Origin of the sequence: Nocardioides phosphati, assembly GCF_014646375.1 — a bacterium.
Taxonomy (GTDB): domain Bacteria; phylum Actinomycetota; class Actinomycetes; order Propionibacteriales; family Nocardioidaceae; genus Nocardioides; species Nocardioides phosphati.
On sequence record NZ_BMNI01000001.1, the window covers coordinates 1 to 14241 of the forward strand.

The window sequence follows — 14241 nt, forward strand, 5'->3', positions numbered from 1 at the left end:
AAGGATTCACCCGGTGGCCGCGCCTACGTTGGAGGCACGCGCTCACTCAGGACGTCGTACACCACTCTGCTGGACTCCACTGCTCGGCGTCCCCGGTGGAATGCTGTGGCGGAGAAAGCGCGCGACGTCCTTGAAAGCGTCCACGGTCTGCTTGACCAGGGACGTGCCAGGCGCGGCAGTTGCCACGGATGCCGCGAAGCCGCCCCAGCCTGCTCGCGGGACATAGGAGGGGCTACGGCACCAGGGCGCCAGCCTGGACGGGAAGTTCTCATAGGTCAGCCCGTCGCGCGGGATGGGGAAGATGGTGGTGTTCAGGACCACGAGCCGCGTGACACGGTCCAGGCAGTCCAGGAATGCGCCGACGCCGATCGGACCGCCCCAGTCGTGGATGACCAGGGTCACGTCCCGCAGGTCCAACGCCTCGATCAGCTGGGCGAGGTTGGCCGCATGGTGCATGTCGACCATCTCGAACGTGGCCTGGTCGGACAGCCCGAAGCCGATGTTGTCCGCTGCCACGAGCCGAACGGGAATGCCTGCGTCGACGAGTGCGTCGCGGACGTGGCGGTACGCGTAGGAGCACTCAGGATTCCCGTGGACGAAGAGAACAGTCGCCTCGGCGGGACCCGTGCCGACTCGCGTGTCGAAGCAGAACATCTTCTTGCCGGCGTCGAGCCCTGAGGTGAGGGTGAACCAGCGCTCACTGCCTGCCGGGGCGTAGTCATCAGGTGGCCGACGAAGCGGGCTGTTCGACTCGACATCGATCGTCATGTCTCGAAGGTAGTGGGCGTCACGCCGAGCCGGGCCGGATCGGGCTCGCAACAGGTCAGGGCAACCGCCGGGCGGCGCTGCGCGTCGTACGGGCATGACCAGGATCCCTGCCCTCGTGATCGCCGTCCTCGCGGCATCCGGCGCGGCCTTCGTGCCCGTCGTCACCTCTTCCGCCGGCGCGACCACCGTGCCCGCCTGCCACAACGCCGACGTCGCCGTCCGTTACCGCGCGACCGACTCCGGAGCGGGTCACCGCTACGGCCGGATCGTGATGATCAACGTCTCCACGCACGCCTGCCACTCAGGAGGCTTCGGTGGCCTGTCGTACGTCGGGGACGGCAACGGCACGCAGATCGGCGCCGCGGCCGACCGCGTCGGCACGTGGTCCGGCTTCACGCTGCGGCCCGGCCAGCGGGCGTTCAGCCCGGTCGACGAGGTCGTCGCCGGCAACTACCCGGCGGCGACGTGCCGGCCCGCGCACGTCGACGGCTTCCGGGTCTACATCCCCAACGCCACGCGCTCGAAGTACGTCCCGCACCCGACGACGGGCTGCCGCAACACCGCGGTGCACCTGCTCTCGCACAGGGCGTTCCGGCTGGCCTGAGCCGCGCGGGGGAGCCTCGCCGACGGCGAACCTCAGGAGGCGTGCAGCGCCGCCCGGAGGTCCGTCGGCTGGCCGGCGGCGGCGTAGGCGCGCTCGAGGCGCTGGACCTGGCGGTCGTTGGGAAGGACGTGCCAGAGCATCAGCACGACGGCGCCCACCGCGCCGAGCGCGACGACGGCGAAGCCGCCCTGCGCGAGGACGAACGAGAGTGCCAGCGTGACGATGAACGGTGCCTCGGCGAAGACGAAGCGCAGCATCATCAGCGCCTGGAAGCGTGCCGCCGGGTCGCCGGCGGTCTCGCTGGTGACCTGGTAGCCGATCGTGTTGATGACCGCGGCGCCGCCGGCGAGCAGCACCAGCGGGACGGCCAGGGCCCACAGCGGAGGCGCGAACGCGTCTTCCTGGCCGCCGAGGACGAACCACAGCGCGAGCAGGATGACGACGGGTGCGCTGACGAGCGTCGTGCCGAGGAGGCGCAGCGACTGCCACGTGGGGGTGGCCGGAGCAGGAGTGGTCATGGTGGACAGTCTCGCCGGTGACCCCCGGTGGCGGCGTACGACGGGCCGGGTAGCGGGGGTGTCGGGCCGGCTGCCGGCAGGTCTCGCTGCAGCATGGGTCGGATACGGTCGATCGCGTGACTCGGGATCCATGGCTCGACAACCTGAAGATGACCCTGGTGACCCTCGTGGTCGTCGGGCACTCCTTGACGCTGCTGCCGGAGGAGGCGATCACCCAGCGCGTCTACGACTTCGTCTACTACTGGCACATGCCGGCGTTCGTGCTGGTCTCGGGCTACCTGTCGCGCAGCTTCACGTGGTCGCGCAAGAACCTCAGCAACCTGGTCACCGGCATCGCGCTGCCCTACGTCATCTTCGAGGGGCTGCTGGCGTGGTTCCGCATCGACGTCGGCCACGAGGACAACATCACCAACATCTGGCTCAACCCGCACTGGCCGATGTGGTACCTCGCGGCGCTCTTCCAGTGGCGCCTGATCACGCCGATCCTCAAGCTGCACTGGATCGCGCTGCCGCTCAGCGTCGTGGCCTCGCTGTGGTGGGGGACCGAGGGGTCGGTCTTCTTCGACCTCAACCGGACGATCGGCATGCTGCCGTTCTTCACCATCGGCCTCTACCTCCACGACGCCAACCCGAAGTTCCTCACCTTCCTGCGCCGCAGTCACGGCCGTGAGGTCGGCGCGGGCCTGCTCGTCGGCATCTTCGTGCTCGCCGCCTGGACCGACGACTGGACCTCCACCACGTGGCTCTACTACTCCGACGCATACGCCGACTTCGGTGTCTCCACGACCGAGGGCCTCTGGATCCGGGCCGCGCTGCTGCTGATCGCGACGGCCGGTGCCTTCGGCATCCTGATGATCGTCCCGCGCCAGGACTCCTGGTACGCCCGGCTGGGCTCCGCCTCCCTCGTCGTCTACCTCTTCCACGGCTTCTTCGTCCGCGGCGCGATGTACGCCGGCTACGACACCTGGGCCTCGAAGGCGGGGGGCTGGGCGATCTGGCCGACCGTCCTCGGCTCGATCGCGCTCGCCTTCCTCCTGGCCTGGCGTCCGGTCTCGAGCCGGCTGCTGTGGCTGGCCGACCCGGTCGGGTCCTGGCGGCGGCACCGGAAACTGCGGCTCGCCGCGACGGACACCGCGGCGGCCGCCTAGGTGGCGCACGGCTAGGCTCGGGACATGGGACGACTGCCGCAGCGCCAGCGCGTCGCGGCGTACGCCGTGATCATCCGCGACGGCGAGATCCTGCTGTCGCGGCTGGCCGCGCGCGTGACGAGCGGTGAGCTCTGGACGCTGCCGGGAGGCGGCATTGAGCACGGCGAGGACCCGCGTGACGCGGTGGTCCGCGAGGTCGCCGAGGAGACCGGGCTCGACGTGACGGTGTCGCGCGAGGCGAGGGTCTACTCGATGCACAACCGCAGGGCCCGCTTCGGCAAGGGCAAAGCCGACTACCACGCGGTCCGCATCGTCTTCGAGGGCTGGGTGGCGCCCGACGCTCCGCAGCCGCACGTCGTCGAGGTCGACGGCTCGACCGCCGACGCCGCCTGGCAGCCGCTCGCCGACGTCCTCGACGGCACGCTTCCCGTGTCGCCCCTCGTCATCGAGGCGCTGCGCGACCACGAGCACCACCGTCACCAGCGCGTGGCGGCGTACGCCGTCGTACGCCGGGGCGACGAGGTCCTGCTGACCCGCCTGTCGAACCGGGCCCACCTGCCCGGCGTGTGGACCTTGCCCGGTGGCGGGGTCGAGCACGGCGAGCGGCCCGCGGCCGGGCTGGCGCGCGAGGTCGCCGAGGAGTGCGGGGTGGCCTGCGAGGTGGGCGCGCTGCTCGACGTGCACGACGTCCACCTGGTCGGCACCGCGCCCGACGGGCGCACGCAGGACTACCACGGCGTCCACCTGCTCTACGAGGCCTCGGTGCCCGCGGGGGCGACGCCGCGGGTGGTCGAGGTCGACGGCACGACCGACGCGGTCGAGTGGGTCCGGGTCGCCGACGTGCTCGAGGGCCGGCGCGAGGTCCTCGAGGTCGTGCGCCACGCCCTCCAGCTGACCGCGGATGTCTGAGGCGCCCGACCTCCGCGAGGCCCTGCAGCGGGCCGGGGTGCCCGTGTCGGCTTCGACGCTTGACCGGGCGCTCTACTCCTCCGACGCGTCGCTCTACCGGGTCGTGCCTGCGGCCGTCGCTCATCCGCGTTCACGTGAGTCGCTGGTCGCGGCGGTGTCGGTCGCGCGCTCGCTGGGCGTGCCGGTCACGGTGCGCGGGGCCGGCACGTCGATCGCCGGCAACGCGGTCGGGCCGGGGCTGGTGGTCGACGTGTCGCGCCTGTCGCGCGTGCTGTCGGTCTCGCCCGAGGAGCGCCTGGCGGTCGTGGAGCCCGGGGTCGTGCAGGCCTCGCTGCAGGCGGCTGCGGCCCCGCACGGGCTCCGCTTCGGGCCCGACCCGTCGACCCACACCCGCTGCACCCTCGGCGGCATGATCGGCAACAACGCGTGCGGCTCGCGCGCCCTCGGCTTCGGCCGCACGTCGGACAACGTGCTGGGCATGGAGGTGCTCTGGGGCAACGGGTCGGTGGAGACACTGGGTGGCCCGCTCGCGGGTGAGCCCGGTCCCACGACCGCGGCGCTGGCCGCCCTCGGGGAGGCGCACCTGGCGCCGATCCGCGAGGGCTTCGGGCACTTCGCGCGCCAGGGCAGCGGCTACGCGCTCGAGTACCTGCTGCCCGAGCGGTTCGCGCCGCACCGGCTGGTCGTCGGGTCGGAGGGCACGCTCGGCGTGGCGCTCTCGGCCACCGTGGCGCTCGTGGAGGAGCCGGCCGCGCGGGTGATGCTGCTGCTCGGCTACCCGTCGATGGCGGAGGCGGCTGACGCGGTGCCCGGGGTGGTGGCCGCGGTGCCGGCGGCCGCCTCGGGCCGTGCCGGGCTGCTCGCACTCGAGGGGCTCGACGCGCGGATCGTCGACGTCGTCCGGGCGCGCGGGGGAGCGGTGCCGGAGCTGCCGCGCGGCGGTGGCTGGCTCTTCGCCGAGCTGGCGGCGGGCTCCGTCGGCGAGGCGTCCGCGCTGGCGGCGCAGGTCGCGGGTGCTGCCGGGGCGCTCGGTGACCGGCTGGTCACCGACCACGCCGAGCAGGCGGTGCTCTGGCGGATCCGGGAGGACGGGGCCGGCCTGGCGGGGCGCTCGCTCGGCCGCCCGGCGTACTCGGGCTGGGAGGACGCCGCCGTACCGCCCGCCCGGCTGGGGACCTGGCTGCGGCGCTTCGACGAGCTCCTGCGTGAGCACGGGCTCGACGGCGTGCCCTACGGGCACTTCGGCGACGGCTGCGTGCATGCGCGCATCGACTTCACCTTCGACGACGGCGGCGCGCGGTTCCGGGCGTTCCTGACCGATGCGGCGCGCGCGGTCACGGCGCTGGGCGGGTCGCTCTCCGGCGAGCACGGCGACGGGCGGGCGCGGTCCGAGCTCCTCCCGCTGATGTACGACGAGCGGTCGCTCGCGCTCTTCGCCGCGGTCAAGCAGGTCTGCGACCCCGACAACCTGCTCAACCCCGGTGTGCTCGTCGACCCGGCTCCGCTCGACGCGGACCTGCGCCCGGCACGGCCGGTGGCGCGCCTGCCGCTCGTGCTCGGCGGCGACGCGTCGCTGGGCGAGGCGGTCCACCGCTGCACGGGTGTGGGGAAGTGCGTGGCGCCCGCGGGTGGCGGCGTGATGTGCCCGTCGTGGAAGGCGACCCGCGACGAGAAGGACTCGACCCGCGGCCGCGCGCGGGTGCTGCAGGAGGCGCTCGACGGGTCGCTGGTGCGGGGACTCGGCGACCCGGCCGTGCACGAGGCGCTCGACCTCTGCCTGGCCTGCAAGGGCTGTGCGCGCGACTGCCCCGCCGGCGTCGACATGGCGGCGTACAAGGCGGAGGTGCTGGCCCAGAAGTGGAAGGGGCGCCTGCGGCCGCGGGAGCACTACACGCTCGGGCGGCTGCCGACCTGGCTGCGGCTGATGCCGGCGGGTCCTGCCTCGCGGGCACTCGCCCGGCCCTGGCTGGCGCGCGTGGCGGGCCGGATCGCGGGTGTCGACCTGCGGCGCTCGCTGCCGGAGCTGCCCGCCCGCTCGCTGCGTGACGAGCTGCGTCATCGCACACCGCGGGCTGCGCCGTCGCGCAGGTGGCAGGTGGTCGCCCCGCGGCCCGACGTGTGGATCTGGGCCGACTCGTTCACCGACCACCTGGCGCCGCCGGCCGGTCTCGCGGCCATCAGCCTGCTCGAGGCAGCCGGGCTCAGCGTCGCGGTGATCCCGGCGGACGCCTGTTGCGGCCTGACCCGGATCAGCACCGGCCAGCTCGACGCCGCGCGCCGGATCGCCGGCCGGGCCGTCGAGCGTCTCCACCCCTACGTGGCGTCGGGCGTGCCCGTGGTCGGCCTCGAGCCGTCCTGCCTGGCGACGCTCCGAGATGACGTGCCGCGGCTGGTGGCGGGGGAGCAGGCGCGCGAGGTCGCGGTCGGCGTGCGCACCCTGGCCGAGCTGCTGCTCAGCCTGGACTGGGAGCCGCCCGACCTGACGGGCGTGAGGATCGTCGCCCAGCCGCACTGCCACCACGCCTCGGTCCTCGGGTGGGAGGCCGACGAGGCGCTGCTGCGCCGCGCGGGCGCGACGGTCACCCGCGTGGACGGGTGCTGCGGCCTCGCCGGCGACTTCGGCATGACGCCGGAGCACTACGACGTCAGCGTGGCGATCGCGGAGACGGCGCTGCTGCCCACTGTGCGCGAGGCCGCGCGCGCGGCCGCGGGTGGCGGCGCCGGCGTCGTCGTGCTGGCCGACGGCTTCTCGTGCCGCTACCAGCTGGCCGACCTGGCCGGCGTACGGGCGGTGCACCTGGCAGAGCTGCTCGCCGACGCGGGCAATGCCCCCTCCGCACCCTAGAATTCGCGCCATGCATCCCCGTTACCGCCGTCTGGTCATCCCCTCGCTCCTCGTCGGGCTGATCCTGATCGCGGTCGTCGCCAAGTTCGTCAACTGATGGCCGAGCCACTCCTCCGTGCGCTGATGCGGGTGCGGGCGCTGCTCCTCGACGAGCAGCAGCTGGTCCGCGCCGTCGCGTCGGGCCGTCAGCGCGGCACCGAGCCTCCGTGGCGCCGGGCCGAGCTGCGCTACGTCGACCTCAAGGCGGGCCGCCACCTCCAGGTCGTGACGTACGACGCCACGCAGGCGCACACCGCCAACCACGCGGTCGGTGAGGCGGCCCGCGAGGCGGTCGACGCCCTGCTCGACCTGCCCTTCGGCAACTGGCACGTCGAGACCCTGACCGAGCAGCACCAGCTCCGGGTGACGAAGAAGAACGAGGCGCTGCTCCACACGACCGCGCGCGCGACGCCGGTCGACGCGAGCACGCTGGTGCGGGGGCACGACAAGCCCAAGGAGCGGCTGCTCGCCGAGGACCACCCGGTCCTCAAGGAACTCGGCATCTCCGACGCGCAGGGCCGGATCAAGCCGAGCCGCCAGGCGAAGTACCGCCAGGTCGAGGAGTTCCTCCGCCTGCTCGACTCCTCCGTCGAGGACGCGATCAAGGCCTGCCACCTCCGCCGGCCCACCGCCGAGGACCCGCTGCGCATCGTCGACCTCGGCTGCGGCAACGCCTACCTGACCTTCGCGGCACAGGCCCACCTCGGCGCGAAGCTGCCGGTCCACCTCACCGGTGTCGACGTGAAGCAGCAGTCGCGCGACCACAACACGGCGGTCGCGCAGCGGCTCGGCCTCGACATGGACTTCGTCGTCGGCACGATCGCCGATGCGCAGCTCGACCAGGCGCCCGACGTCGTCCTCGCGCTCCACGCCTGCGACACCGCCACCGACGAGGCGCTCGCCCGGGCCCACGAGTGGCAGGCGGCCCTCGTCCTGGCGGCGCCCTGCTGCCACCACGACATCGCGGCGCAGCTGCGCAAGGCGCCAACCCCGTCGCCGTACGCCATGCTCACGCGGCACGGCATCCTGCGCGAGCGGTTCGCCGACACCCTGACCGACGCCGTACGCGCGGCGATCCTGCGGCTGCTGGGCTACCGCGTCGACGTCGTGGAGTTCGTCGAGTCGGAGCACACCCCGCGCAACACCCTGCTCCGCGCCGTCCGGACCGGCGGTGTGGTCAAGGGCGGCTCCGTCCGCAAGGAGTACGACGACCTCGTCGCGACCTGGGCGATCAACCCGCACCTCGCCGTCCTGACCGGCATCGCGCCGACCGCCGCACGCGAGGACGCTGCCGCCGATGCGTAGCCTCCTCGTCGGCGTCGTCGTGGCCGCGCCGTTCGTCGTGGGAGCCGCCTCGGCTGCCCCCTTCGACGACATCGCGCGCGGCCACGAGGTCACACGCTTCGCCGACCCCGAGATCGTGGAGTCGTCGGGCCTGGTCGTCGGCGGTGGCCTCGCGGTCACCATGAACGACTCCGGTGACACCGCCCGGGTCTTCACCGTCGACCTCAAGACCGGACAGACCGTCGGCGTCACCCACTTCGACGGCAAGGCCTCCGACCTCGAGTCGCTCGCGCCCGCCGGCAACGGCCAGATCTGGGTCGGCGACACCGGCGACAACAACCACGATCGCTCCGACATCGAGGTGACCCGGGTGCCGGTCGGGCGCGGCGAGCGCCACGTCACGGGCGAGACGTTCCACCTGCAGTACCCCGGCGACCCCGAGGACGCCGAGGCGCTGCTCGCCGACCCCCGCACCGGCCGGCTGTACGTCGTCACCAAGGGCCCGTTCCGCGGCCACGTGTACGCCGCCCCCGAGCGTCTCGACCCGGCCGGTGAGAACCAGCTGCAGCAGGTCGCCGAGGCGCCCGCGATGGTCACCGACGGAGCCTTCTACCCCGACGGCAAGCACGTGCTGCTGCGCAACTACCGCCGGGCGTTCCTCTTCTCGTTCCCCGGCTTCCGCCCGCTCGCGGACTTCACGCTCCCCTCGCAGAAGCAGGGGGAGGGGCTGGCGATCGACGGCTCGGACACCGTCTACCTCTCGTCGGAGGGCGCCGGCCAGCCGGTCCTCCGGGTCGACCTGCCCGCGGCTGCGGAGGCTGCGCTGCGCGGGCTGCCCGCGCCCCGGCCGACCCCGGCGCAGGGCTCCGCGAGCGGCCAGGACGGTGGCGGTCGTGGCGGCCGGTGGGTGCCGGTGCTCTTCGGCGCGCTCGGCGTGGTCATGCTCGGCGGCATCGTGAAGGTCATGCGCGGGTAAACAGAGGTGTGCCCCGCCTGCGTCGCAGCTCACCCTCGGAGGCCGGCTGGACACGCCGGCGGGCCGGGCGCGGCTTCGTCTACCTCGATGCCGACGGCCAGCGGCTCAGCGACGAGGAGGTCGCGCGCTGCAAGGCGCTGGTCATCCCGCCCGCCTGGACCGACGTGTGGATCTGCGTCCACGCCCACGGCCACCTGCAGGCGGTGGGCACCGACGACGCCGGACGCCGGCAGTACCTCTACCACCCCGACTGGCGGGTCCGGCGCGACGCGGAGAAGTTCGACCGGGTGCGTGGCCTCGGCCAGCGGCTGATCCGGGTCCGCCCGCGCGTGGCGGAGCACCTCGCGCTCGACGGCCTGCCCCTCGAGCGGGCCTGCGCCTGCGCCTTCCGCCTCATCGACCTGGGCTACTTCCGCATCGGCAACGACGTCTACGCCGACGAGCACGGCAGCTTCGGCCTCACCACGCTGGAGGTCGACCACGTACGCCGCCGCAACGGCGGCCTGCTCTTCGAGTTCACCGGCAAGTCCGGCGTCGAGCACGCCATCTCGATCGAGGACGAGGCGGTCGTGGAGGCGGTCGTCGCGATGCGTCGCCGGCGCGGTGCCCGCCAGCTGCTCGCCTGGCGCGACGGCAGCCGGTGGCGCACCCTCGACCCCGCCACCGTCAACGCCTACGTCCGCGAGGTCACCGGCCTCGACGTGACCGCGAAGGACCTCCGCACGTGGCACGCGACGGTGCTCGCGGCCGTGGCGCTCGCCGAGGCCGGGCCCGCGGAGACGGCCTCGGCCCGCCGGCGTACGGCTGCGGCGGCGATGCGCGAGGTCGCCGACTACCTCGGCAACACCCCGGCGGTCGCCCGCTCGTCGTACGTCGACCCGCGCGTCGTCGACGCCTGGGAGGAGGGCCGCACGATCGCCGCCACCACCCGCCGGTCGTACGCCGATCCCGACGCCCGGCAGGCGGCCGTGGAGCGCGCGGTGGTCCGGCTCCTCACGTGAGTCCGGGGTGATCGTCCGGACCGCGCGCCCGCGCTGCGGGAACGGGTACCACGGGTGCCCTGTCGGGGGTAGGTTGCGGGCGTGAGCACGCCCGCCCTCTTCGACCCCAAGCGCCCCTTCGCCCAGCGGCGCCAGGCCGTCGTCAACCTCTGGGACTTCCTGGTCCGCCGCGGCATCGCCGACCTGACCCGGACCCCGAGCGAGATCATCGACACGGGCCGGGCGCGCCGCCTGTCGCGCTACACGCCGAAGCCGGGCATCCCGCCGGTCGACGGGCCGATCCTCTTCGTGCCGCCGCTCGGCGCGCAGTCGCTCTGCTTCGACCTGCGGCAGGGCTGCTCGCTCGCCGAGCACTTCCTGCTCGGCGGCCGCTCGACGTACCTCGTCGACTACGACGAGGTGAAGACGGCCGACAAGGACCTCGGCATCGAGTTCTGGATCAACGACGTCATCCCCGCCGCGATCAGGCGCGTCTCCGAGGAGCACGGCGGCGCGAAGGTGCACCTGGTCAGCTGGTCGCTCGGCGGGCTGATGTCCGTCGGCGTCGCCGCCGTCCACCCCGAGCTCCCGATCGCCAGCGTCACCGCGGTGGGCAGCCCGTTCGACATGTCGAAGGTGCCGCTCATGCGGCCGCTGCGCTTCATCGGCAAGGCCACGGGTGGTCGGGTCCTCGGCACGGGCATCCGGGCGATCGGCTCGATCCCGTCGCCGGTGGTCAGCCTGGGCTTCAAGGCGACCGCGATCCCGACGTACCTCCGCAAGCCGATGAAGATCTGGAGCAAGCGCGACGACCGCGACTTCCTCGCCCAGATCCAGGCCGTCGACGCCCTGATGAACAACATGCTCGCCTACCCGGGCCGCGCGACCCTGCAGGTCTACCTGCAGATGGCGATGCGCAACGAGGTGGCGACCGGCAAGGTCCAGGGCCCCAACCGGCTCGTCGACTTCGCCGACGTGCGGGTGCCGGTCATGGTCATCGGCGGCTCCGCCGACGTGCTGGCGCCCGTGCCCGCGGTGCACCACGCCGCCGACATCCTGCCCAACAGCGCGGAGGTGCGGCTCGAGGTCGCGCCCGGCGGCCACCTCGGGGTCCTCACCGGCGCGATGGCCCACGCGACGAGCTGGAAGCACATGGACCAGTTCCTCGCCGACCACGACGAGGCCTGATCGCTCGCGCCCTCCTTCGGGGCCCGGCGTAGCGTCGGGCGCATGAGGGTCACGGTCGTCCGGGGAGACATCACCGCCGAGCAGGTCGACGCGGTCGTCAACGCCGCCAACAACGCCATGCGCGGCGGTGGGGGAGTCGACGGCGCGATCCACCGGGTGGGCGGTCCGGCCGTCCTCGCCGACTGCAGGGCGCGCTTCCCGCGCGGGCTGGCCACCGGCGACGCCGGCTGGACGACCGGCGGTGACCTCCCGGCGCGCTGGATCATCCACACCGTCGGCCCCAACCGCCACGCCGGCGAGACCGACCGCGCGCTGCTGGTCTCCTGCTACCGCCGCTGCCTCGAGGTCGCCGACGAGCTCGGCGCCCGCACGGTTGCGTTCCCCCTGGTGGGTGCCGGCGTCTACGGCTGGTCGGTCGAGGAGTCTGCCGGGGCAGCACGCGAGGCCTTCGACGCGGCCTCGACCGCCGTGGAGGAGGCGCGGTTCGTGGCCTTCAGCGACGCGGCGTACGAGGCCGCTTCTGCTGCCCTGGAGTGAGCCGGTCCGGCGCGGTGCAACGACAAAGGGGCCCCGCCGCAGCGGAGCCCCTTCGTCAGATGCAGCAGGTCAGAGCGCGTCGACGACGAAGTCGATCGACTTCGTCAGCAGCTCGATGTCGCTCGGGTCGATCGCGGGGTACATCGCGATGCGGAGCTGGTTGCGGCCGAGCTTGCGGTACGGCTCGGTGTCGACGATGCCGTTGGCGCGCAGCGTCTTCGCCACGAGCGCGGCGTCGATGTCGTCGTTGAAGTCGATCGTGCCGATGACGAGCGAGCGCTCGTCGGCGTTGGCGACGTACGGCGTGGTGTAGGCAGTGCGCTCGGCCCAGCCGTAGAGGGCGTTGGAGGAGGCGGTGGTGCGCTCGACCATGCCGTTGAGGCCGCCGTTGGCGTTCATCCAGTCGAGCTGCTCGGCCATCAGGAAGAAGGTCGCGACCGACGGGGTGTTGTAGGTCTGGTTGAGGCGCGACTGCTCGACGCAGGTGCCGAGGTCGAAGAACGCCGGGATGAAGCGGCCCGACGCCTTGATCTCCTCGACGCGGGCCAGGGCGCGCGGCGACATGATCGCGAACCAGGTGCCGCCGTCGGAGGCGAAGCACTTCTGGGGAGCGAAGTAGTAGACGTCGACCTGGTTGAGGTCGACCGGCAGGCCGCCGGCGCCGGAGGTGGCGTCGATCGCGACGAGCGCGTCGTCGGCGGCACCGGCCGGGCGGATGACCGGCGCCATGACGGCGGTCGAGGTCTCGTTGTGGGCCCAGCCGTAGAGGTCGATGCCCTCCTCGGCGACCGCGACGGGGCGGGTGCCCGGCTCGGACTTGATGACCGACGGGTCGGCGATCCACGGAGCAGCCTTGGCCGCGGCCGCGAACTTCGAGGAGAACTCACCGAACGAGAGGTGCTGCGACTTCTCGCGGATCAGGCCGAACGTCGCGATGTCCCAGAACGCCGTGGCGCCGCCGTTGCCGAAGACGACCTCGTAGCCCTCGGGCAGGTCGAAGAAGCTGCCCAGGCCCTCACGGACGCGACCGACGGTGTTCTTCACCGCGGCCTGGCGGTGGGAGGTGCCCATCAGGGAGGTGCCGGTCGCGGCCAGCGCGTCGAGCGCACCGGGGGCGATCTTCGAGGGGCCGGCGCCGAAGCGGCCGTCCTTGGGGAGCAGGTCAGCGGGGATCTGGATCTCGGTCACGGGGTCACCTTTTCACGGCAGCATGGATCGTGGAACCTGACCCCGTTGTCAGGGTCCTATTGTGACAGCGTGCTGGAGATCGCGCGGGTGCCGTATGACCATCCGGACGCCCTCACCCTCATGGAGCGCGTGCAGGCGATCTATGTCGACCGCTACGGCGGCCCCGACTCCTCGCCGATGGACGCCGAGGAGTTCACCCCGCCCACGGGTGCGTTCTTCGTCGGCTACCTCGAGGGCGTGCCGGTCGCCTCCGGTGCGTGGCGCCACGTCGGCCTCGAGGCCCTCGGCTCGACCGCGACCGCCGAGCTCAAGCGCATGTACGTCGTGGAGGAGGCGCAGCGCCGCGGCTTCGCGCGCCGGATGCTGGCGCACCTCGAGGGCGCGGCACGGGCGGCGGGCCACGACGTACTCGTGCTGACCACGGGCGACCGCCAGCCGGAGGCGATCACCCTCTACGGCTCGTCGGGCTACGAGCGGTTGAACCTGGGGTGGGGGCCGTACGCCTGCCACCCGGGCGCCCTCTTCTTCGCCAAGCGGCTCACGCCGTGAGCGGGGCCGTCGGCAGTCTGGCGGACTGGCTCCTGCACCTCGACCCGGCCCTGATCCTGCTCGTGGTCGCCCTGCTGGTCTTTGCGGAGGATGCCTTCTTCCTGGGCTTCGCGATCCCGGGGGAGACGGCCGCCGTCATCGCCGGCGTCGCCACCGCGCTCGACCACGTGAGCCTGCCGGTCGCGATCGTCGTCGTGGTGGTGGCTGCGATCGTGGGCGACTCGGTCGGCTACGAGGTGGGCCGCCACTTCCTCGGGCCGAAGGTGCTCGCCCGGCCCCTCCTCGACCGGCACCGCCACCACATCGAGCGGGCGCAGCGCCTGATCCGCCGCCGCGGGGGCCTCGCCGTCTTCATCGGCCGGTGGACGGCGCTGCTCCGCGCGCTGATGCCGGCGCTGGCGGGCGCCTCGCACATGCGCTACCGGACCTTCCTGCTCTGGAACGGGGTCGGCGGCATCGCATGGGGCGTGACCTTCGTGCTGCTCGGCCACGTCGCGGGGGCGTCGTACCACCAGCTGGAGAAGCGTGCGGGCCACTGGGCCGCGCTCGGCTTCGGCGTCATCGTCGTCGTGGGCGCGCTCGTCTGGCACGTACGCCGCCGGGCGGCCGAGCGGGCCGAGGAGCGTGCTGCCGCGGCCGCCGAGGCCGCGGGCTGGACCGAGCTGTAGGACGCCGGTGCATGCAGCGAGGGCCGGTCCCGCAGTGCGG

Annotated in this window: 14 protein-coding genes; 11 read left to right on the forward strand and 3 right to left on the reverse strand. The window is 73.0% G+C overall.

Annotated features, from left to right (window positions below):
- Positions 1-42: 42 nt before the first annotated feature.
- Positions 43-768, reverse strand: coding sequence for an alpha/beta fold hydrolase (locus IEX47_RS00005; RefSeq protein ID WP_188781685.1), 726 nt, complete (start codon positions 766-768; stop codon positions 43-45).
- Between the two features lie 94 nt (positions 769-862).
- On the opposite strand from IEX47_RS00005, the gene IEX47_RS00010 reads away from it, so the two are divergent.
- Positions 863-1372, forward strand: coding sequence for a DUF4232 domain-containing protein (locus IEX47_RS00010; protein ID WP_188781687.1), 510 nt, complete (start codon positions 863-865; stop codon positions 1370-1372).
- 32 nt (positions 1373-1404) lie between these two features.
- Here IEX47_RS00010 and IEX47_RS00015 read toward each other — a convergent pair whose 3' ends face one another.
- Positions 1405-1890, reverse strand: a complete 486-nt coding sequence (locus IEX47_RS00015; RefSeq protein WP_188781689.1) for a hypothetical protein — start codon at positions 1888-1890, stop codon at positions 1405-1407.
- A 116-nt stretch (positions 1891-2006) separates the two neighbouring features.
- Between IEX47_RS00015 and IEX47_RS00020 the strand changes: the two genes are divergently transcribed.
- The 8 genes from IEX47_RS00020 to IEX47_RS00055 all read left to right on the forward strand — a co-directional run bounded on the left by IEX47_RS00020 (position 2007) and on the right by IEX47_RS00055 (position 11796).
- Positions 2007-3038: an acyltransferase family protein gene (locus IEX47_RS00020; protein ID WP_188781691.1), complete on the forward strand. Its 1032-nt coding sequence runs from the start codon at positions 2007-2009 to the stop codon at positions 3036-3038.
- Between the two features lie 24 nt (positions 3039-3062).
- The gene (locus tag IEX47_RS00025; protein WP_188781694.1) at positions 3063-3947 is read left to right on the forward strand and encodes an NUDIX domain-containing protein; all 885 of its coding nucleotides are present in this window, start codon (positions 3063-3065) and stop codon (positions 3945-3947) included.
- Positions 3940-6792: an FAD-binding and (Fe-S)-binding domain-containing protein gene (locus tag IEX47_RS00030; RefSeq protein WP_188781696.1), complete on the forward strand. Its 2853-nt coding sequence runs from the start codon at positions 3940-3942 to the stop codon at positions 6790-6792. Before IEX47_RS00025 ends, IEX47_RS00030 begins: the two co-directional genes overlap by 8 nt.
- Positions 6793-6888: 96 nt before the next feature.
- The gene (locus IEX47_RS00035) at positions 6889-8136 is read left to right on the forward strand and encodes a class I SAM-dependent methyltransferase (RefSeq protein ID WP_188781698.1); all 1248 of its coding nucleotides are present in this window, start codon (positions 6889-6891) and stop codon (positions 8134-8136) included.
- Positions 8129-9091, forward strand: coding sequence for an esterase-like activity of phytase family protein (locus IEX47_RS00040; RefSeq protein ID WP_188781700.1), 963 nt, complete (start codon positions 8129-8131; stop codon positions 9089-9091). The genes IEX47_RS00035 and IEX47_RS00040 overlap by 8 nt, the downstream gene beginning before the upstream one ends.
- Before the next feature lie 8 nt (positions 9092-9099).
- The gene (locus tag IEX47_RS00045; protein WP_188781701.1) at positions 9100-10092 is read left to right on the forward strand and encodes a DNA topoisomerase IB; all 993 of its coding nucleotides are present in this window, start codon (positions 9100-9102) and stop codon (positions 10090-10092) included.
- Positions 10093-10173: 81 nt separating this feature from the next.
- Positions 10174-11259 (forward strand): alpha/beta fold hydrolase, encoded by a 1086-nt coding sequence (locus IEX47_RS00050; RefSeq protein WP_188781703.1) that lies wholly within the window; start codon positions 10174-10176, stop codon positions 11257-11259.
- A gap of 42 nt (positions 11260-11301) precedes the next feature.
- The gene (locus IEX47_RS00055) at positions 11302-11796 is read left to right on the forward strand and encodes a macro domain-containing protein (RefSeq protein ID WP_188781704.1); all 495 of its coding nucleotides are present in this window, start codon (positions 11302-11304) and stop codon (positions 11794-11796) included.
- 69 nt (positions 11797-11865) lie between these two features.
- On the opposite strand, the gene serC is transcribed toward IEX47_RS00055, so the two are convergent.
- Positions 11866-12984, reverse strand: a complete 1119-nt coding sequence (gene serC / locus IEX47_RS00060; RefSeq protein WP_188781706.1) for a phosphoserine transaminase — start codon at positions 12982-12984, stop codon at positions 11866-11868.
- Between the two features lie 69 nt (positions 12985-13053).
- Here serC and IEX47_RS00065 point away from each other — a divergent pair, with 69 nt between their 5' ends.
- Entirely contained in the window at positions 13054-13533 is a 480-nt protein-coding gene (locus IEX47_RS00065; protein ID WP_229662506.1) for a GNAT family N-acetyltransferase, read from the forward strand.
- Positions 13530-14201 (forward strand): DedA family protein, encoded by a 672-nt coding sequence (locus IEX47_RS00070; protein ID WP_229662507.1) that lies wholly within the window; start codon positions 13530-13532, stop codon positions 14199-14201. The genes IEX47_RS00065 and IEX47_RS00070 overlap by 4 nt, the downstream gene beginning before the upstream one ends.
- Positions 14202-14241: the final 40 nt, after the last annotated feature.

Excerpts from the sequence above, each read along its gene's own strand:
- IEX47_RS00030 (WP_188781696.1), top strand. The coding sequence starts at position 3,940 with ATGTCTGAGGCGCCCGACCTCCGCGAGGCCCTGCAGCGGGCCGGGGTG.
- IEX47_RS00040 (WP_188781700.1), top strand. The coding sequence starts at position 8,129 with ATGCGTAGCCTCCTCGTCGGCGTCGTCGTGGCCGCGCCGTTCGTCGTG.
- IEX47_RS00010 (WP_188781687.1), top strand. The coding sequence starts at position 863 with ATGACCAGGATCCCTGCCCTCGTGATCGCCGTCCTCGCGGCATCCGGC.
- IEX47_RS00005 (WP_188781685.1), bottom strand. The coding sequence starts at position 768 with ATGACGATCGATGTCGAGTCGAACAGCCCGCTTCGTCGGCCACCTGAT.
- IEX47_RS00035 (WP_188781698.1), top strand. The coding sequence starts at position 6,889 with ATGGCCGAGCCACTCCTCCGTGCGCTGATGCGGGTGCGGGCGCTGCTC.
- IEX47_RS00055 (WP_188781704.1), top strand. The coding sequence starts at position 11,302 with ATGAGGGTCACGGTCGTCCGGGGAGACATCACCGCCGAGCAGGTCGAC.
- IEX47_RS00015 (WP_188781689.1), bottom strand. The coding sequence starts at position 1,890 with ATGACCACTCCTGCTCCGGCCACCCCCACGTGGCAGTCGCTGCGCCTC.
- IEX47_RS00025 (WP_188781694.1), top strand. The coding sequence starts at position 3,063 with ATGGGACGACTGCCGCAGCGCCAGCGCGTCGCGGCGTACGCCGTGATC.